General features: G+C 36.7%; 15 protein-coding genes, 12 tRNA genes, 3 rRNA genes and 1 pseudogene. 25 read left to right on the top strand and 6 right to left on the bottom strand.

The genetic code is table 11. The features are described from left to right. From ACIQ38_RS00005 to ACIQ38_RS00075, 15 genes are all read left to right on the top strand, one after another. A 23S ribosomal RNA gene (locus ACIQ38_RS00005) occupies nucleotides 1-88 on the top strand; the annotation flags it as partial. Nucleotides 89-147: 59 nt separating this feature from the next. Then, nucleotides 148-263, top strand: a 5S ribosomal RNA gene (gene rrf, locus ACIQ38_RS00010). Between the two features lie 224 nt (nucleotides 264-487). After that, nucleotides 488-603 (top strand): 5S ribosomal RNA (rrf, locus tag ACIQ38_RS00015). Between the two features lie 107 nt (nucleotides 604-710). After that, nucleotides 711-786 (top strand) — tRNA-Val (locus ACIQ38_RS00020). Nucleotides 787-799: 13 nt separating this feature from the next. After that, nucleotides 800-875: transfer RNA gene (locus ACIQ38_RS00025), tRNA-Thr, on the top strand. Nucleotides 876-881: 6 nt separating this feature from the next. Then, nucleotides 882-954 (top strand) — tRNA-Lys (locus tag ACIQ38_RS00030). Between the two features lie 32 nt (nucleotides 955-986). Next, nucleotides 987-1,069, top strand: a tRNA-Leu gene (locus tag ACIQ38_RS00035). 18 nt (nucleotides 1,070-1,087) lie between these two features. Next, a tRNA-Arg gene (locus ACIQ38_RS00040) sits at nucleotides 1,088-1,164 on the top strand. Nucleotides 1,165-1,174: 10 nt separating this feature from the next. Beyond that, nucleotides 1,175-1,251: transfer RNA gene (locus ACIQ38_RS00045), tRNA-Pro, on the top strand. Between the two features lie 86 nt (nucleotides 1,252-1,337). Next, a tRNA-Asp gene (locus tag ACIQ38_RS00050) sits at nucleotides 1,338-1,413 on the top strand. Nucleotides 1,414-1,477: 64 nt separating this feature from the next. Further along, nucleotides 1,478-1,553: transfer RNA gene (locus ACIQ38_RS00055), tRNA-Phe, on the top strand. Nucleotides 1,554-1,560: 7 nt separating this feature from the next. Beyond that, nucleotides 1,561-1,631: transfer RNA gene (locus ACIQ38_RS00060), tRNA-Gly, on the top strand. 9 nt (nucleotides 1,632-1,640) lie between these two features. Beyond that, a tRNA-Ile gene (locus ACIQ38_RS00065) sits at nucleotides 1,641-1,717 on the top strand. A gap of 4 nt (nucleotides 1,718-1,721) precedes the next feature. After that, nucleotides 1,722-1,796, top strand: a tRNA-Asn gene (locus ACIQ38_RS00070). A gap of 6 nt (nucleotides 1,797-1,802) precedes the next feature. Further along, nucleotides 1,803-1,874 (top strand) — tRNA-Glu (locus ACIQ38_RS00075). 775 nt (nucleotides 1,875-2,649) lie between these two features. On the opposite strand, the gene ACIQ38_RS00080 is transcribed toward ACIQ38_RS00075, so the two are convergent. From ACIQ38_RS00080 to ACIQ38_RS00095, 4 genes are all read right to left on the bottom strand, one after another. Next, nucleotides 2,650-3,714 carry a tartrate dehydrogenase gene (locus ACIQ38_RS00080; protein WP_402816596.1) on the bottom strand — a complete coding sequence of 355 codons (1,065 nt, stop codon included), beginning with the start codon at nucleotides 3,712-3,714 and terminating at the stop codon, nucleotides 2,650-2,652. 36 nt (nucleotides 3,715-3,750) lie between these two features. Beyond that, nucleotides 3,751-4,800 carry an NAD(P)-dependent alcohol dehydrogenase gene (locus ACIQ38_RS00085; protein ID WP_402816598.1) on the bottom strand — a complete coding sequence of 350 codons (1,050 nt, stop codon included), beginning with the start codon at nucleotides 4,798-4,800 and terminating at the stop codon, nucleotides 3,751-3,753. 6 nt (nucleotides 4,801-4,806) lie between these two features. Then, nucleotides 4,807-5,808, bottom strand: a complete 1,002-nt coding sequence (locus tag ACIQ38_RS00090; protein ID WP_402816600.1) for a zinc-dependent alcohol dehydrogenase — start codon at nucleotides 5,806-5,808, stop codon at nucleotides 4,807-4,809. A gap of 79 nt (nucleotides 5,809-5,887) precedes the next feature. Next, complete coding sequence (locus ACIQ38_RS00095) at nucleotides 5,888-7,315, bottom strand: NAD-dependent succinate-semialdehyde dehydrogenase (RefSeq protein WP_402819505.1); 1,428 nt, start codon at nucleotides 7,313-7,315, stop codon at nucleotides 5,888-5,890. A 270-nt stretch (nucleotides 7,316-7,585) separates the two neighbouring features. Here ACIQ38_RS00095 and ACIQ38_RS00100 point away from each other — a divergent pair, with 270 nt between their 5' ends. From ACIQ38_RS00100 to ACIQ38_RS00145, 10 genes and pseudogenes are all read left to right on the top strand, one after another. Beyond that, a complete protein-coding gene (locus ACIQ38_RS00100) occupies nucleotides 7,586-8,581 on the top strand; it encodes a LacI family DNA-binding transcriptional regulator (protein ID WP_402816602.1) in 996 nt (331 codons plus the stop codon). 75 nt (nucleotides 8,582-8,656) lie between these two features. After that, nucleotides 8,657-9,871 (top strand): diphosphate--fructose-6-phosphate 1-phosphotransferase, encoded by a 1,215-nt coding sequence (locus tag ACIQ38_RS00105; protein WP_402816604.1) that lies wholly within the window; start codon nucleotides 8,657-8,659, stop codon nucleotides 9,869-9,871. Between the two features lie 124 nt (nucleotides 9,872-9,995). Continuing rightward, on the top strand, nucleotides 9,996-10,838 hold the full coding sequence (locus tag ACIQ38_RS00110; RefSeq protein WP_402816606.1) for a transketolase: 843 nt from the start codon (nucleotides 9,996-9,998) through the stop codon (nucleotides 10,836-10,838). Beyond that, on the top strand, nucleotides 10,838-11,791 hold the full coding sequence (locus ACIQ38_RS00115) for a transketolase family protein (protein ID WP_402816608.1): 954 nt from the start codon (nucleotides 10,838-10,840) through the stop codon (nucleotides 11,789-11,791). Before ACIQ38_RS00110 ends, ACIQ38_RS00115 begins: the two co-directional genes overlap by 1 nt. 253 nt (nucleotides 11,792-12,044) lie before the next feature. Beyond that, nucleotides 12,045-13,067 carry a TRAP transporter substrate-binding protein gene (locus ACIQ38_RS00120; RefSeq protein WP_402816610.1) on the top strand — a complete coding sequence of 341 codons (1,023 nt, stop codon included), beginning with the start codon at nucleotides 12,045-12,047 and terminating at the stop codon, nucleotides 13,065-13,067. Nucleotides 13,068-13,275: 208 nt separating this feature from the next. Further along, on the top strand, nucleotides 13,276-13,776 hold the full coding sequence (locus ACIQ38_RS00125; RefSeq protein WP_402816612.1) for a TRAP transporter small permease: 501 nt from the start codon (nucleotides 13,276-13,278) through the stop codon (nucleotides 13,774-13,776). Further along, a complete protein-coding gene (locus ACIQ38_RS00130; RefSeq protein WP_402816614.1) occupies nucleotides 13,770-15,044 on the top strand; it encodes a TRAP transporter large permease in 1,275 nt (424 codons plus the stop codon). The genes ACIQ38_RS00125 and ACIQ38_RS00130 overlap by 7 nt, the downstream gene beginning before the upstream one ends. Before the next feature lie 75 nt (nucleotides 15,045-15,119). Beyond that, a pseudogene (locus ACIQ38_RS00135) lies at nucleotides 15,120-15,462 on the top strand (3-hydroxyacyl-CoA dehydrogenase NAD-binding domain-containing protein). Then, nucleotides 15,459-15,632, top strand: a complete 174-nt coding sequence (locus ACIQ38_RS00140) for a hypothetical protein (protein ID WP_402816616.1) — start codon at nucleotides 15,459-15,461, stop codon at nucleotides 15,630-15,632. Before ACIQ38_RS00135 ends, ACIQ38_RS00140 begins: the two are co-directional and overlap by 4 nt. Nucleotides 15,633-15,668: 36 nt before the next feature. After that, entirely contained in the window at nucleotides 15,669-16,850 is a 1,182-nt protein-coding gene (locus ACIQ38_RS00145; RefSeq protein WP_402816618.1) for an iron-containing alcohol dehydrogenase, read from the top strand. A 94-nt stretch (nucleotides 16,851-16,944) separates the two neighbouring features. Here ACIQ38_RS00145 and ACIQ38_RS00150 read toward each other — a convergent pair whose 3' ends face one another. Both ACIQ38_RS00150 and ACIQ38_RS00155 read right to left on the bottom strand, forming a co-directional pair. Then, nucleotides 16,945-18,468, bottom strand: coding sequence for a solute symporter family protein (locus ACIQ38_RS00150; protein WP_402816620.1), 1,524 nt, complete (start codon nucleotides 18,466-18,468; stop codon nucleotides 16,945-16,947). Beyond that, nucleotides 18,465-18,860 carry a DUF485 domain-containing protein gene (locus ACIQ38_RS00155; protein WP_402816622.1) on the bottom strand — a complete coding sequence of 132 codons (396 nt, stop codon included), beginning with the start codon at nucleotides 18,858-18,860 and terminating at the stop codon, nucleotides 18,465-18,467. Before ACIQ38_RS00155 ends, ACIQ38_RS00150 begins: the two co-directional genes overlap by 4 nt. Nucleotides 18,861-18,920: the final 60 nt, after the last annotated feature.

Genomic DNA, 18,920 nt, shown 5'->3' on the forward strand with positions numbered 1-18,920 from the left:
CTCAAAGACGATGAGGTAGATAGGTTCGGGGTGGAAGCGTGGCGACACGTGCAGCTGACGAATACTAATCGATCGAGGACTTAACCAAAATGTATGTATTGTAGTAAATGTCTGTTTATCCAGTTTTGAGTGAACAAGCACTCATCGTCTAGTGATGATGGCAAAGAGGTCACACCCGTTCCCATACCGAACACGGAAGTTAAGCTCTTTTGCGCCGATGGTAGTTGGGGGTTTCCCCCTGTGAGAGTAGGACGTCGCTGGGCACAATAAAAAAGTCGTTACCGAGTAATCGGTAGCGACTTTTATTATCTATTGAAAAAGATGACTATGGGTAGCTTATAGGTTTTTTTGCCAGAAACTTCATATCTTCATTGTATTTTTAATAAATTTTATAACTCAGTATTGACATATTGATAATAATAGAGTAATATTATTCGAGTCGCCAAAAGAACAAATAGTTTGGCTGACAAACATGAACATTAAATTGTCTAGTGATGATGGCGAAGAGGTCACACCCGTTCCCATACCGAACACGGAAGTTAAGCTCTTCAGCGCCGATGGTAGTTGGGAGTTTCCCCCTGCGAGAGTAGGACGTCGCTGGGCTTGTAATAAATACATATAATAAATCAAAAAAAGTTCAAATTAACAATGAATTGAATTAAAAAATCGATGTAGAAATACTTTACTTATTATGATTTATTATTTACCCAGGAGGATTAGCTCAGCTGGGAGAGCATCTGCCTTACAAGCAGAGGGTCGGCGGTTCGAGCCCGTCATCCTCCACCATAATTCTATAATTGCCGGAATAGCTCAACTGGTAGAGCAACTGACTTGTAATCAGTAGGTTGAGGGTTCAAGTCCTTTTTCCGGCACCATTTTTCGAGCCATTAGCTCAGTTGGTAGAGCATCTGACTTTTAATCAGAGGGTCGTAGGTTCGAATCCTACATGGCTCATCACTTGTTAAGTAAGTAATATAAATGCGGGTGTGGCGGAACTGGCAGACGCACAGCACTTAAAATCCTGGGGTAGGTGACTACAGTACCGGTTCTATTCCGGTCCTCAGCACCATTTTTTAAAAAAATATATGCGCTCGTAGCTCAATTGGATAGAGCACTTGACTACGAATCAAGAGGTTGCAGGTTCGAGTCCTGCCGAGCGCACCATAATATATGACGGGAAGTAGCTCAGCTTGGTAGAGCACTTGGTTTGGGACCAAGGGGTCGCAGGTTCGAATCCTGTCTTCCCGACCAGTTATTTATTTGGGGCCTTAGCTCAGCTGGCTAGAGCATTCGGTTCATACCCCGAAGGTCACAGGTTCAAATCCCGCAACCAAAACGGTCCCGTGGTGTAGCGGTTAACATGTCTGCCTGTCACGCAGAAGATCGCCGGTTCGATCCCGGTCGGGACCGCCATTTTATTTATTAGTTCGAAATTTGAGATAAGCGAGAGATTCGTAGCTTAGCACAAATCAAAGTTGGCTCAGTAGCTCAGTCGGTAGAGCAAAGGACTGAAAATCCTTGTGTCGGCGGTTCGATTCCGTCCTGAGCCACCATAGTAATGCGGGTGTAGTTTAGTGGTAAAACCTCAGCCTTCCAAGCTGATGATGAGAGTTCGATTCTCTTCACCCGCTTCCAATAGTGGGCCTATAGCTCAGCTGGTTAGAGCGCACGCCTGATAAGCGTGAGGTCGATGGTTCGAGTCCATTTAGGCCCACCACTATTCCGAAGTAGCTCAGTGGTAGAGCAATCGACTGTTAATCGATTGGTCGTAGGTTCGAGTCCTACCTTCGGAGCCATATAAAGGCCCCTTGGTCAAGCGGTTAAGACACCGCCCTTTCACGGCGGTAACACGGGTTCGAATCCCGTAGGGGTCATAATAAACTTTAAAGAAAAAAAGACAATCATTCATTTGATTGTCTTTTTTTAGTGCGCCAGGCATGCACATGAACTATAGGGTGCGAGTCCCGAACCCCGAAGACAGCAGTAACAATAAATGATTTTGTCATCCTTATCGATACTTAGAAAATGTTAGTTATTATACTAAATGATTAGAGTTCTTCTATTAAAAAAAATACAATTACAGGCTTTCTTCATATTCACTGACTAGTTTATAAAAAGTTGTATTTTTTACTCCAATTTCTTGCTTTGCTTTCACTTCTCTTATATCTCCTGACTTCCACTGAGCATACGCAACTTAAAACTCAGTAACCTTTGGTCGACCCAAAACTGTGCCATTTTGCAAAGCTACATCAATTCCTTCGTGTTGAAATCTAAATATAGCGATAATAGACGTTATAAAAACATACTAATAAACACCATTAAAACAATGATTATTAAATGATTTACAATATTTTCTATAACGTTTGAGAAGTGGTGGTTTAAAAGTTTCTTATTTAAAGTACGGCAAAGGCGGCTTATTTAAAAAGCTTATGATAGCAAGGTTTATAGAGCACTCCTTCCAGAAATGGTTGGGGTGTTTTTTTGAGGAATAAGATCTATTTGATTTTCTTAAAATAAGTCGAACATTCCTGACTATCCAATATTTCATTTATGAAAACGAGCTAAAAATAAAAAATTGTCGAAAAGTCAATCTTCGACAATTTTTTATATATTACAGTATGCAGAGTATAGAAATAAACAGTTATCAACTTACTCTAATTTAGTTTTCAAATAGTGAATGATTGTATCAGTGACTTCTTTTGTAGTAGCTTGACCTTTTAAATCACGAGTTTTGGTGCCTTGTACTAGGCTATATTCTATTGCTTCAAGTAAATGATCTCCTAGTCTAGCATAGCCTAGATAATCTAACATTAGTTTTCCGGTCCAAATTTGACCTAATGGGTTAGCGACTCCTAAACCTGCGATATCAGGAGCAGAACCGTGCACTGGTTCAAACATGGAAGGGAATTCATTAGTTACGTTAAGATTGGCTGCTGGCGCAATGCCGATACTCCCCATAATTGCTCCACCGATATCTGTCAAAATATCACCGAACAAATTGGAAGCTACGATCACATCAAACTCAGAAGGCTTCATAATCATATACGCTGCCATAGCATCGATATGAACACTGTTTTGATCTAGCTGCGGATAGTTAGCTACGATATCATGGAAAACATCATCCCAAAAAGGCATACTATGAGAAAGGCCGTTTGATTTTGTAGCGCTCGTCACTTTTTTACTTCTTTGATTAGATAAGTCACATGCGTAACGCATTGCTCTTTCTGTGCCTTTTCGAGTGAAAATAGCATTTTGAATGGCAATTTCATCCTCATCTGAGTGAATTCTACCACCGCTATCCGAGTATTCCCCTTCAGAATTTTCACGTACAACAATAATATCGAATTCTCCAGGGCTTTTTAATGGTGAATCAAGTCCTTTTAATAATTTAGCAGGGCGGATATTAATAGTTTGTTTAAGACCTCTTCTAATTTTTATGAGCAAGCCCCATAGTGAAATATGATCAGGAACTAGTTCAGGCATACCTACTGACCCCAGAAAAATTTGGTCGAAATTTTTTAGAATTTCGAGACCATTTTCAGGCATCATCTCGCCATTTTTTAAATAGTAATCACAACCCCAAGATAGTATTTCCCATTCAAATTTTAAATTACCATCTAATTCCGCTAAAGTATCCAGTACTCGCATTGCTTCAGGTACTACTTCTTTTCCAATACCATCACCTGGTATTGTAGCGATTTTATAAGTTTTCATTTAAAAACCTCTTCCCTTTAATGGAGATTGATAATTTCATAATGAACGCCCATCTTTAGGTAGATGAGGGTATACAATAACCTTTATCGTATCTAACTGCGTTTCACAAGCCTTTTCCATCGCAACACTAATATCATCAAGAACATAAGTAGATGTAATAATATTTCCAATAACATCTTTTAATTCAGTTAATATATTTATGGCTAACGGAAATGTATTGGCATATCTATATACAGTTAACAAATCGATTTCCTTTTGTAACATAGTCGTTAAATCTAACGTAACGTTTTGGTGGTGTGGAAACCCAATGCTAACTAATTTACCGCCTTTTTTAAGAGAGTTAATAGCTGTGGCTAGCGCTTGTTCTGCTCCTGAAGTTTCAAGTACTAGATCAAAATAGTTTTCAGCAATTTCTTGTTTTGCTACTTCAAACGTTTGAGTAGCCCCCAAACTTTTTGCTACTTCTAGTTTATGTTTGACAATATCTGTTACTGCTATTTCTTCTGCATTAAAATAACTTGTCGCTGCAACTGCCATTAAACCAACTGGTCCCATACCCATTATTAAGACTTTCATTCCAGGTTTTAAGTTTGCACGATTTAAGGCGTGAATACCTACAGAGAGAGGTTCAGCTAAAGTAGCCTCCTCAAAAGTTAAAGAATCGGGTATCAAAAATACATAATCTTCTGGATGGCTAATATATTGTCGCAATGCTCCTTTATAAGGAGGAGTAGATAAAAATATTACTTTATCACAAAGGTTATATTTCCCACTTCTGCATTTTTCGCATATTCGACATGGGACACCTGGTTCCACAGCGACTCTATCACCAATCGAAAACTTAGTTACATCGCTACCAATTTTGACAATAGTTCCTGCACATTCATGACCTTGAATGTGGGGGTATTGTACGGTTCTTTTTCCGATATGCCCATGTTTATAATAATGAATATCAGATCCGCAAACACCAACGGCATTTATCTTTATTAATACTTCATTAGGAGAGATAGAAGGGATTTCTTCATAACCGACTTCCACTTTAGAGATTTCTACTAAATTTGCGACTTTCATTTCTAATGTGTTCAATTCGTATCACCCCAATATTGGTTGATTTTCATATTTAAGTAGAACTTTACCGCATTTTTTATCTTCACATAGTTGGAATGCAGAATCCCATTCTTCTAAAAGCATCGTATGCGTAATAATTGGTTTCAAATTAATTTTATTTTGCTCGTATAATTTTATTACTCTTTCCCATGTTTCATAGGAATGTGCGAGAGAACCATATACTTGTAATTGTTTGTATAAGATAACATCGTAATCCATCGTAAAGGGTTGGCCTGCTATCCCAACCTGGATATGTTTTCCCCGATTTTTTAGTTGTTTAAAGCATTCATTGATCGCTACAGGTACACCCGTGCAATCTACCGTAATGTCTACTCCTAAACCATTTGTTTCTAATGCAACAATCTCTGATAAATTTTCTTGTTGAACATTAATAACTCTATCTGCGCCTAATTCCTGCGCAATTTCTAGACGTTGTACATCAACATCTGTACCTGTAACAAGTATCTTGCAACCCTTCAAAGCCAATAAAGACAGACAAATAAGCCCAATTGGACCAGGTCCCGATAATAAGACAACATCACCGCTCTTAATATCTGTAAGTTCTTCAATTGCTTGGACACCGCAAGCTAAAGGCTCCGCTAATGCCCCTTCTTGAAGAGATACATGGTCAGGTAATTTATAGACAACATGTTCTTCTATTGTTAAATATTTGGTAAAACTCCCATTTACGCCATGTCCCATGCCACGGCGGTGTTCACAAAACATATAGTAACCCGTTTTACAATGAATACATGTTCCACAAGTAAGCTGAGTGGATCCCAACACCGCAACGCGATCGCCAACAGTTACATTAGTTACTTCGGGACCAGTTTCAACTACTACTCCCGAACATTCATGACCTAAAACGACTGGTGGGTAGCTTTTAAATGTATCATGGAATATATGCAAATCTGTTCCACAAATTCCGGTATAAGCCACTTCTATTTTCACTTGGTCAGCTTTACATACAGGTTCTTCAATGGTCACAATTTCAATATTTCCAACACCAGGTTTTGTTTTTTGTAGCGCTTTAATATAGATCCACTCCTCGTAAAATGTTTTTTAATTATTCCATTCCAATTGAAATGAATTTCACTTCTAAAAATTCCTCAATCCCCCAAAGTCCACCTTCACGACCTAATCCACTTTCTTTAAATCCACCAAATGGGGCTTGTGCTGTCGAAGGCACACCATCATTTAGACCAACAATTCCATATTCCAATTTCTCAGAAATATGAATTGCTTCTGAAAGCCTTTCAGAAAATACATAGGCAGCTAAACCAAATGGCGTATCATTTGCTCGGCTAATCACTTCTTCTACTGTTTTATATGTTGTAATTGGTGCGAGGGGTCCAAATGTTTCTTCATACATACATTCCATATCGTCGGTTACATTAACCAGGACAGTTGGTGTTAAGAAGAAACCGTTCGAATTTGTAATTTCTTCGCCCCCAGTAATAATTTTAGCGCCTTTATTCACAGCATCTTCTAATTGGGATTTCACTTTATCAACTGCATGTTGGTCAATTAAAGGTCCAATATGAATACCCTCTTCCAGACCATTACCGACTTTTAGTTTCTGTACTTCATCTTTAAATATATTAGTAAATTCCTGTTCAACACTTTCATGAACATAAATACGATTAGCACATACGCATGTTTGACCAGCATTTCGAAACTTCGATTTTATTAAACGTTCAGCAGCTAATTGCAAATTTGCATTTTCTGTAATGATAAAAGGTGCATGCCCGCCAAGCTCTAGTGATAATTTTTTTACATTATAAGAAGCTTGAGCCATTAACTTTTTTCCAACTTCTGTAGAACCGGTAAATGTAATTTTTCGAATTCTACTATCATTCATCCATTCTCCAACGATTGCACTTGAGTTACCAGTTACTAGATTAAGTACACCTTTTGGAATCCCTGCTTCATGGGCTAACTCAATTAATTTTATGGCAGTTAACGGTGTTAAAGAGGCTGGTTTTATTACTGCTGTACATCCTGCTGCTAGTGCCGGTGCTACTTTACGTGTAATCATTGCAGCTGGGAAATTCCATGGTGTAATAGCTGCAATCACTCCAACTGGATGTTTTGTAACGAGTAAGCGCTTAACCACGCTAGAAGAAGGGAGTGTTTGACCATAAATGCGTTTTCCTTCCTCAGCGTACCAGGAAATAAAGCTATTTGCATAATCAACTTCACCAATGGCTTCTGCTAATGGTTTACCTTGTTCTTTCGTCATAATTTCCCCAATAATTTCCTTGTTCTGATCAACTAAATGAAACCATTTATATAATAAATCAGAACGTTGACTAGCAGTTAATGCAGACCATGATTCCAATGCTGCAAAGGCAGCGTCCGTAGCCAATAGGGCCTCTTTTTCGTTGCCGTTTGGTATGCTACCAATCGTTTCTTGTGTAGCTGGGTTTATAACGTCAATTTGATCAATGGTTGTAACTGTTTCACCATTAATAATCATATGTCCTTTAATAATCATGAATAGTTCCTCCTTTGAATATTTAAAATATATTGATTAATTAAGATTATAGATAGCCAAAAGAAAAAAAGTCAATGTGAAAATATTTTCAGTAATAAAATTTTAATAAGATTGACTTGTATAATATGCTATTATGGCTAAATATTAGAGATGGAACCTATTCTACGTAGTTTATGGGAGAGAAATTATTTACGTTTACTCATCAAACGAACTAAACTGTGGAACTAAGGGTAAAAGTGTTAAAACTAATCTATGAGGAGAATTATTATGAAAGTCAATATTTACGATGTTGCTAAGGCAGCCAATGTTTCTATTGCTACGGTGTCAAAAGTTATTAATAATACCGGTCGAATAAGCGATAAGACTAAAAAAAAGGTGAATGATATCATTAGAGAATTGGATTACAAACCAAGTTTAATTGCCTCTGCTTTAATGGGGAAAAATACTCGAACGATAGGGTTTATCCTTCCAGATTTAGCAAACCCGTTCTTTTCGGAGTTGGCTAGATACATAGAAGATAAAGCCAATGAATATGATTATAATGTTGTAATTTGTAGTACAGATTATTTAAAGGAAAAAGAGGATATGTATATTTCCTTATTGATGCAAAAAAATGTGGATGGCTTTATTTTAGCTTCTGGTTTTGAACATTTTGAAACAGTTCAAAAATTAATGGATGAGGAAGTACCGGTCGTAATTGTAGCTAGAAATTATCCCGAGGTACCAGTCAATTTAGTAGCTATTCATGATTATGAAGCAGGGTATCAAGCAACTTCATACTTAATTCAACAAGGACATAAAAGAATTTCGATTATTGCTAGAGATATTTGGAGTAATAGAGAAAGGTTTAGAGGTTACTCTGATGCAATGAAAGATCATCAATTACCCATTCCATCGGAAATTTATTACGCAAAAGAATCTACTATTCAAGCAGGACATGATAGCTTGCAACAAATAATGCAAGAATCAAAAATAGCTCCCACAGCCATTTTTGCTTGTAATGATATGATGGCGGTAGGAGCTATTAAAGCGAGTCAAAAAATGGGGTTAGTTGTTCCAGATGATATATCTGTGATGGGCTTTGATGATACACTCATAGCTCAAATTATTAATCCGGCTTTAACAACTATTGCTCAACCTAAAAAAAAGATAGCTAATGAAGCAGTAGATTTACTTATGAGTGCAATAGATGGGGATACTAAAAACCACACGATTATTCTAAAAACGGAGTTAATTGAAAGGGAAAGTGTAAAAAAAATTTAAATTTATAGTTGAAAATTCCGAAAAATTGATTTATATTAATTTGCAAGAAGGTTAAGCGCTTAACTTTTAGTGGAGGTGATTATTATTTTAAATGGAAATGCTATTATCATCCAATCTGGAGGACCGACAGCTGTTATAAACAGTTCTTTGGTGGGGATTGTAGAGGCAATTTTGGAATTTAATAACCCAAATATAAAAATTTTCGGGGCAAAGGGTGGAGTGAAAGGATTACTGAATAACTCTTTAGTGCGATTGGATACTTTGTCAAAAGAAAAACTCCGGTCAATTAAATACACTCCCGGTGCTGTGCTTGGAACATGTCGTTTAAAAATAGAGGAATTTCATCTGCAAGAAATAATCAGAATATTTAAAGTGTACAATATAACCCATTGTTTTTATATTGGTGGAAATGGATCTATGTATGTTGCGGAGCAAATTAGTATCTACGCGAAGGAACTAAATTATCCACTTTGTACTATTGGTGTTCCTAAATCAATAGATAATGATTTGGCTGGAATTGACCATTCTCCTGGATATGCGAGTGCCGCTAAATTTTTAGTAGCATGTACGGAAGATATAACACTGGATATCGTCAGTTATGAGACGCCTAAAAAGGTAACCATTATGGAAACGATGGGACGTAATACAGGATGGCTTGCAGGTTCATGCTCGCTAGCGGAACAGAAATCTTCAAATTGCAAACAATTAATATATATTCCAGAGAGCCCGTTTAGCTTGAGTAATTGTCTTGAAGCTATTGAGCATAATTATAATAATAATTATCATACTTTACTAATTGTTTCAGAGGGAATAAGAGATGAGCAGGATGAGCTCATTATATCAAATACATTACAATTTGATAGTTTAAATAGACCAAAGTTGGGCGGGGTATCTTGGTTTTTAAAAGATGAAATTGAGAACAATTTAAATATTGGAACTCGCTGTATAGACACAAGTATTTGGCAAAGAAGCAGTTCTAGATACATTTCTTTAACTGATGTGAACGAAGCATATAATTTAGGGTATAAAGCATGGCAATTAGCACTAAATAGTAGAAACAATGTAATGGTTACACTTTCTAGATTAAATATACCAGAATATAACGTTGTATATAGTTCAGTTCTTTTAAGTAAAGTCGTTGGAATCGAGAAAAAAGTTCCGATGCATTGGTATGATGAGCAAAAAAAGGTAATGAAAGAAGAGTTTCTAGATTATATTAAACCATTAGTAAAAGGCGATATCGTTCATCCGAAATTTGACTTAGAAGAGCAGCATATTAGTATTTTATAATATTTGGTTGTGATTTGAGAGTGAGTTTAAAAACGAATAGGGTGTAAATAAAATCACCGTGTAATAGAATTTTTTTAAAAAATTTGGTTAAGCGCTTTCTTTAGAGATGATGAGGAGGATTTATATGTCAAGTAACAATACATTACTAAAAGAAAAATCGAAAGCTGCTCGAAAAAGTTTATTAAAAGTTGTTCACCATGCGGGGGCTGGTCACATAGGAGGTCCACTATCGGCAATTGATGTATTAACAGCTCTTTACTTTCAAGAAATGAATGTTGAACCTTCTAATCCATATAAAGTGGATCGTGATCGCTTTGTTTTGTCAAAGGGGCATTCAGCTATAGGGTTATATGCCGTATTGGCAGAAAAAGGTTATCTTGATCAAAAGGAACTGTACACTTTTGACTCATTAGATTCAAGGCTACAAGGTCATCCAGATATGAAAATATTACCTGGTATTGAAATGTCGACTGGATCTCTAGGTCAAGGTATATCGGCTGCGGTTGGAATGGCACTAGGTGCGAAAGTGCAAGGTCAATCATTTAGAACTTATTGCATGATTGGTGATGGCGAGTCCCAAGAAGGGCAAGTATGGGAAGCCGCGTTTATAGCTTCAAAATATGAGTTAGACAATCTCGTAGTTATTCTAGATTACAATAAACTTCAACAATATGGTTGGGTAGGAACAAATACCGAGCGAGCTGTTCCAAATGACTTGGTAGAAGAAAAATGGGGGGCCTTTGGATGGAATGTTATTCGAATAGATGGGCACTCATTTGAAGAAATTTTAGAAGGCTTTAGACAGGCGAAGTTAGTAAAACAAAAACCGACGATCCTTATTGCAGATACAGTAAAGGGTAAAGGAATTAGTTTTATGGAAAATAATTATTTATGGCATTCTAGAATTCCTACAGACGAAGAATTATCAGTGGCATTAAAAGAATTAGACGAAAGTGGTGACTTATAATGCAAGCTTCCCAACTTAAAACGGCATCAATGCGTGACAGTTTTAGTGAAACACTTTACCAGTTAGCTGTAAACGATCCTAGAGTTTTTGTATTGGACGGAGATTTAGCTACTTCAACTAAAATTGAAAAGGTAGCGAAAGAACGTCCACAAAAGTTTTTACAAATGGGGATAGCTGAACAAAATATGTTAAGTGTTGCTGCCGGTTTAGCAACAACTGGACTTCAGCCATGGGCAGTAACCTTTGCCGCATTCATGTCAAAGCGTGCTTTAGACCAGATTCAAGTGCAAATCGCACAACCTAAGTTAAATGTAAAAATGATTGGTGCTTATAGCGGATTGTTGACAGGGGTTACAGGAAAAACACATCAGGCGTTAGAGGATATCGCAATCTTTAGAAGTTTAGCTAATATGACGGTTCTAGCACCAGCAGATTCAGTTGAAACAGCCAAAATGATGGAATGGGCTAATCAATATGACGGACCAGTATATATTCGATTGGCTCGAGATAATTATCCTATCTTATTCGATGATTCGTACGTTTTCAAACCAAATAAAGGAGTTGTCCTAAAAGAGGGGACGGACTTAACTATTATCTCTACTGGAACTGCGACAAGTCGCGCTCTTGAGGCTACCAAAATATTAAAACAAAAAAATATATCATCTGCGGTAGTTCATTTACCTTCCATAAAACCAATCGATCAAGAACTAATTATCGAAATGGCTGTAAAAACGAAAGCAATTGTTACTGTAGAAGAACATAGCATTTATGGAGGGTTAGGTGGTGCGATAGCAGAAATATTAGCAGCAAATGTACCAACCCCTATTGAATTTGTAGGTGTGAAAGATCGTAATTCAGAATCTGCTAGTAACGAAGCATTGTTGGAGAAATACGAAATTTCGACAAAGTTTATTGTTGAAGCAGCACAACGAATTAACTTGAGAAAAAAATAGTGAGTCTATTTGATACATTGAAATAAATATAGTCGAGAATTTCATTGATTATGTTGAAATGAAAGGCTTCCAAGTTCATCATTTCATTATGTAAGAGTTTCCATTAATAAACGGTTCAGTTCTTTCGAACAGTATGTGTTCAATTATAAAAAAAAGTGCTATAAACGTAAAATTGAAGTCCAAGAAGATATTTTAAGGCAGATTTATCTGTTTGAAGATATAAATTTTATTTCACAAATATGGGGGGATATGGATGAAGAAGTTTTTAGTTTTACTAGTCGTCCTAATGGGCAGTTTTATGGCTGGTTGTAGTTCTGAAGAGGGAGAAGCAAAGGGACAGGGCAAAGGGGATGCCGGGAACAATGGTGATCAATTAATATTAGATTTAAGTATTCCAGAACCTGAAGATGCAAAATTTGGGCTAACGGCTACGGCATTTAAGGAAGAATTAGAAGCACTTACAGATAATAAAATGACTGTAAAAATACACGGTAATAACTCCCTTGGCGGTGAAAGGGAAGTGTTTGAACTGATGGGTCTAGGTTCAGTAGATATGGCAATTCAATCCGCGGGGCCTATGGGGAATTGGGTTCCAGAGTTTAATATTTTTGACTTGCCATTTCTATTTGATAATACGGATCACGTTTACAGTGTGTTAGATGGTTCGATTGGTGAAGAATTAAATGAAAAGTTCGAAACTGCAACGAATGTAAAAATATTAGGTTGGGTTGAAAACGGTTTCGTAGCAACTACATCAAATAATATTATCAATAGAGTAGAAGATGTTAAGAAAATGAAAATTCGTGTTCAAGAAAATGAAATTCAAATTGATACGTGGAAAGCTTATGGAGCTGAGCCAACTCCAATGGCTTGGACAGAAGTATTTACAGGTTTACAGCAAGGTGTAATAGATGGACATTCGAACTCTGCCGCTACTATTAAATCTTCTAAAATTTACGAAGTACAAGACTATGTAGCGGAAATAGAAGATCGTTTTAGTGCAGCACCAATTTCTATAAGTACAGCAACATTCGATCGTTTAACTGAAGAGCAACAAAATGCGGTATTAAAGGCGGCGGAAGTAGCAGAAGTAAAAGGTAGAGAATTTAACAAGCAAAAAGTTGAAGAGGCCTTAGAATTTTTAAAATCAGAAGGAATTACAATTACTTCTCCAGATAAAGAGTCATTTAAAGCGAGTGCAGAGAGTGTTTATACTAAGTGGGCACCGAAGCTTGGCGAAGAGCTTATCGATAAAATCCGAAATACATCATATTAAAACGAATTTACCGAAGCGAGTTCATTTTTTTGATCTCGCTTCGGTAAAGTAATAAGACCTTTAGAAATATCTATTTTACACACCATTGAAAGCATTTTCATTTTGGAGGAAGACATTTTCCAAAGTTTATTTGAGAAAATTGTATTTTAAATAATAAATTAGCAACGAATAAGATCTTTTTATAAATACATAAGGGGTGTGAAGAAATTTGGAATCCATTTTAAGGACTTACTTACGTTTTATTGATCGATTAAATAAAGTAATGGGCTACATATTAACTCTTCTATTAGCTATAATGACAGCAATTATTTTTTGGCAAGTGTTCTCTCGTTTCGTAGTAGGTTCTTCTTTATCCTGGTCAGAAGAACTATCTAGATTTTTGATGATTTTCATGATTTTAATTGGTTCCTCAATTGCTCTAAGAAACAATGAATTAATTGCAATAGAGATTTTATTAGAAAAAGTAGAAAATTTATCAAAAAAGATTGTTGTAATTACCATTCACGTTATATCACTGGTATTTTTTGTAATTTTAATCAAATACGGTTATTCTATGGCCCAAAGTTTTACTAATCAAATGGCACCGGGATTAGGTATCTCAATGAAATATATTTATTTAGCATTACCACTTGGTGGTGTATTACTTCTATTAAATTCATTAGCTTGTATAGTTGAAGAAATCATTGGGAAGGGGGAAAATAAATGTTAATCATATTCTTTATTTCATTATTTGTACTCATGTTTTTAGGAGTGCCAATAGCGATATCACTAGGTTTGTCAACCGTTTTAGGGATATCTCTTCATGAAACCCTTCCAATGGAAATTGTTCCTCAAAGAATTTTTGTTTCACTAAATTCATTTCCGCTAATGGCTATTCCTTTTTTTATATTAGCCGGGAATATTATGGGTATTGGTAGTATGTCTAAAAGACTTGTTAATTTTGCTAGTTCACTAGTAGGTCACTTCTCAGGTGGACTTGCTATGGTTGCAATTGTAACGTCCATGTTTTTTGCTGCAATTTCTGGCTCGGGGGCTGCAACTACTGCTGCGATTGGTTCCATCTTAATACCGGCAATGGTCGCTAAAGGCTATAAAATTGAGTATGCCGCAGCCAATCAAGCAGTAGCTGGTGCTTTAGGGATTATTATACCGCCGAGTATCGCGATGATTCTTTATGGTGTTGCAGCAGAGGTATCCATAGGCGATCTATTTATTGCTGGAATTATTCCAGGGTTGCTAATTACTTTTTCTTTATTAGTTAGTGCAATTATTATTGCAAAAAGAAATGGTTATGTAGGGGAAGAAAAACAGAGTTTCCCTAGTGTACTGAAATCTTTTAAGGAAGCGATATTGGCAATCTTAATGCCACTCATTGTATTGGGTGGGATTTACACGGGTGTCTTCACTCCAACGGAAGCTTCAGTAGTAGCTGTTGTGTATTCGCTAGTTGTAGGTATGTTTATATATAGGGATATTACACCGCAACAACTAGGAAAAGTGTTAAAGGATAGTGCAGTAAATAGTTCCGTTATTATGTTTGTAATTGGTGGAGCTGGCTTATTTGGATTTTTTATTGGTATTAATAGCGTTCCTGATATGATCTACGAATCGATTTCATCATTAGTTTCAAGCAAATATGCGTTCTTATTCCTTGTTAACATCATATTATTTGTTGCAGGTATGTTTTTAGAGGGTGGCGCAGCAATTCTAATTTTAGTTCCATTATTGCTAGGCACCGCGATTAACTTAGGGATTGATCCTGTCCATTTCGGGGTTATTATGGTGTGTAACTTGGCTATCGGATTAGTGACACCTCCTGTTGGAATAGATTTATTTGTAGTTTCCAAATTAACTAATGTTAGTATTATGCGAATTGCCAAGTATGCAATCCCACTAATTTTAATACTGATTTTAGATGTACTCATTATTACTTATGTTCCGATTTTATCTACTTGGTTACCGTCATTATTGAAATAAAGAGATGGTTTTATAATGGGATGAATGAAGGAAGTGTATGCTATTAATAGATTAGCAGTTATTGGTGCTGAAACGATGGGATTGGATATTGCCAAGTTTTTCATTACGAAAGAATGCCAAGTGGTTTTGTTTGATAAAGAGCAAGGTATCCTTGAAAAAAATTTAGTTGTTTGTAAAATAAAACTGGACAGAGGAAGAATGTTCAAGATTAGTAATGCAACAGATCTTCAACGATTAAATGACGTTTCACTTATTGTAGAAGCCATTCATGAAAATGAGCGAAAAAAAGGAACTATACAAAGAATTGGAAGCGCTGTTATCTAGTAAAGTGGTTATAGCAACCAATACCTCAGGAATACCAATTAATCAGTTGTACAGTGAATTGAAATATCCTAATCGATTTATCATGTCTATATGACAGATAATCGGACGGTACTGTCGAAACTACTCCAAGAAAAAGTGGCTGGTGGAGACTTAGGTGTCAAAACTGGCAAAGGATTTTATGAGTGGGCACTGCCTTCTAAAGAAATTCGAAAGCAAAATAGTCAAGACTTAGAATCACTAGTTCAATGGATTGAAAGAATCTAATTGTATTTAAGCATTCAAAAAGGAAGGAAGGCTAATTTGGAACTCCACACGTCTAATTTTAATAGTTTATTAGCAACAAATCTAATTTTCGGTGAAGATTGCGTTAATAAGAACCTACCACTTATTTTGCAAGAACAAGGTTATTCGAAGATTTTTATTGCTACTGATCCAGGTATTGTGTCTTCCGGTATCTTAAATAAAGTGATTGATATACTGGAGGGTAATAACATTACATATGAGATATTTTCAGATGTAGAGACGAACCCGCTAGACTTCACTGTTATGGAAGGTATGGGGGTTTATGTAAAGGGTAATTGTGAACTCATTATCGCATTAGGTGGAGGAAGTGCGATGGATTTTGCTAAAGGGGTGAGTGCAGTAGTCGGTAATGGCGGACATATTTTAGATTATAGGAGAGGAAAAGAAACGTTATATCAGAAGTGTCCAACTATTATTGCAGTCCCAACGACTGTTGGGACGGGATCTGAAGTTACTCCTGTGTCTGTGATTACCGATCCGCAAGCAAAAAGAAAATACATTATCGCTTCCCCATATATTCAACCAAGATATGCAATGGTGGATCCAACTTTCACATATACATTACCACCACATATTGTTGCTTCTACTGGTATGGACGCACTAGTTCATGCAATAGAATCCTATACATCGAATGTGGCAAATCCTTTTTCTGAAAGTTTTTCTGTGCAAGCAATGAAAATGTTAGTAAACAATTTACCACCTAGCTTTAGGAACATTGAAGATCGTGAGGCACGTGCACAAGTACATCTAGCAAGTACGTTAGCTGGTTTTGCCTTTAACTACGGGAAGTTAGGTATCGTGCATTCTTGCTCGCATCCGATGTCAGCTAGATATGGTGTTCCACATGGCGTAGCAAATGCTGTTATTTTACCTTACGTTTTAGAATTTAACAAAGTAACTAATATAGAGAAGTTTGCCGAAATAGCTAGACTTTTTGATCCAACTCTTATAGCTACTGATGATAAAGAAGCAGCAAGTCAAGTTTCAAATGTTGTTCATAGATTCAATGCAGAACTGAATATTCCTTCCAACTTCAAGTATTTAAACATCGATTTTACGCAACAAATGATTGAAGAGCTAGCAAAAGATGCGATGGATGATGTAGGGACTTTTCCGTTTAATCCAAGACAAGCGAACGAGGATGATATCGTTTCAATATATCAGAAAGTATTAATTTAGTATAAAGTTGGTTCGCGATATGTATGTTTATTAGCTTAACTATCGAATATAGGCGAAAACGAAAGCGAAGGGCTATGAAACCCTTCGCTTTCGCTTATTTCAACCCAATATTCGCTTTGACATCCACTTCCGCATATTTTTTCAAATCTGCACGTGCTCCTACTAAAGATCCTATCCAACCAGCGACAAAACCAGCGGGAACGGAAATTATTGCAGGGTTCGTTAATGGGAATATTGCTTCTCCTGTAAAGAATAAGGAGCCATCGGAAGCCCATACGTTTGGACTTAATAATACGAGAACAAGTGCAGTAACAAGACCTGTAACAATCGCAGATAAAGCACCTGTTGTATTAAAGTTTTTCCAATAGATCGTATAAATAATTACTGGTAAATTTGCACTTGCTGCAATACAGAAAGCGAGTGAAACTAAGAATGCAACGTTCATCGTTTGTGCACCTAATGCTAAAAGAATAGAGAATACAGAAACCCCAACGGAAGCAAGGCGAGCTGCGTTCATTTGCTCTTTTTCAGTTGCTTTTCCTTTTTTAATAATTTGCCCATATAAATCATGCGCAAATGCAGAAGCACCTGATAACACTAGTCCAGCTACAACAGCTAGGATTGTTGCAAATGCAACTGCTGAAACGAATGACATAAGCAAGTCTCCACCTAAAGCTTGTGCGAGGAGAGGGGCTGCCATATTACCAGCGGGATTTGCTGCAATAATTGTTTCGGAGCCTACGAATGCAGCTGCACCAAACCCGAGGAAAATAGTTAGTATATAGAAAGCACCTACAATCCATGTTGCAAACACAACAGAACTACGGGCAGTCTTTGCATCTTTTACCGTGAAGAAACGCATTAAAATATGTGGTAAACCGGCCGTACCTAATACCAATGCGATCATCATGGAGATGGTATCTAAACCATTCGTATATTTTACACCAGGGTGTAAATATGCTTCCCCATGGGCTGTTACTGATTTCATTTCTGTGAACATACCAAAAATATTAAAGTTGAATTTCCACAATACAAGGAATGAAATAATGACAGTACCAACCATTAATAACACAGCTTTAATAATTTGTACCCAACTCGTCGCAGCCATTCCACCCCATAATACATAGATGGTCATCATAATACCAACGAGTAATACAGCGATCCAATAATCGATTCCTAATAAAAGTTGAATAAGTGCACCTGCACCTACAAGCTGTGCAATCATGTAAAATAAAACAATTGTTAACGTACTAACAGCAGCAGCGGCACGAATCTTCTTTTGGTCAAAACGAGCCATAATCATATCTGCTAATGTATAACGACCTAAGTTTCGAAGTGGTTCTGCAACAATATATAGCACAACTAAGTAAGCTACTAAATAACCGATACTATAAAAGAATCCATCAAATCCAAAAAGTGCAATAGCTCCAGCTATCCCTAAAAATGATGCGGCAGATAAATAATCTCCCGCAATAGCAATTCCGTTTTGCCAACCCGATAAACCGCCACCAGCTGTATAAAACTCACTTGCCGAGTTTGTTCGTTTAGAAGCGATATATGTTACGAATAATGTTAGTGCGACAATTCCTACAAAGAATGATAATCCTAGTGCATTCACTCATAGCCACCAGCCTTTTCTTTTTCGAAAATCTCATCTGCCTCTCGGTCAAATCCGTTTGCCTTGCGGACATAAATCATACATAATGCCCATGTCATGATGAATAGGGCGATGGAGTATACCCATACCCATGCCACATCCCCAAATGCATTTGTATTTAAGATCGTTGTGTAAGAAGTCAAAATAGGTAAGGAGATATAACATAATAGAAAAAAGATTGCGATTGGTAATATAAATTTTCTTTTTTTCGTTTTTAAAGATTTAAACTCTGGACTTTCTGCAATTGCTACATAATTCGGTGATGCAGATATTTTGGGATGAGTATGTACTCGTTCACCCTTTGAAAGTGTTTTATCTTGCTGATTGAAAACGCTTTCGATTTTTTTCGCCAATTCCATTCCCCCTATAAAGTTAGTATTATTTCTGAATATTCCGTTCTATTCTTAGATGTA

It is taken from the genome of Psychrobacillus sp. NPDC096389 (assembly GCF_044762855.1).
Classification (GTDB): domain Bacteria; phylum Bacillota; class Bacilli; order Bacillales_A; family Planococcaceae; genus Psychrobacillus.

Coding starts and splice junctions, on each gene's coding strand:
- ACIQ38_RS00100 (WP_402816602.1), top strand. CDS start 7,586: ATGAAAGTCAATATTTACGATGTTGCTAAGGCAGCCAATGTTTCTATT.
- ACIQ38_RS00140 (WP_402816616.1), top strand. CDS start 15,459: ATGACAGATAATCGGACGGTACTGTCGAAACTACTCCAAGAAAAAGTG.
- ACIQ38_RS00115 (WP_402816608.1), top strand. CDS start 10,838: ATGCAAGCTTCCCAACTTAAAACGGCATCAATGCGTGACAGTTTTAGT.
- ACIQ38_RS00130 (WP_402816614.1), top strand. CDS start 13,770: ATGTTAATCATATTCTTTATTTCATTATTTGTACTCATGTTTTTAGGA.
- ACIQ38_RS00080 (WP_402816596.1), bottom strand. CDS start 3,714: ATGAAAACTTATAAAATCGCTACAATACCAGGTGATGGTATTGGAAAA.
- ACIQ38_RS00120 (WP_402816610.1), top strand. CDS start 12,045: ATGAAGAAGTTTTTAGTTTTACTAGTCGTCCTAATGGGCAGTTTTATG.
- ACIQ38_RS00110 (WP_402816606.1), top strand. CDS start 9,996: ATGTCAAGTAACAATACATTACTAAAAGAAAAATCGAAAGCTGCTCGA.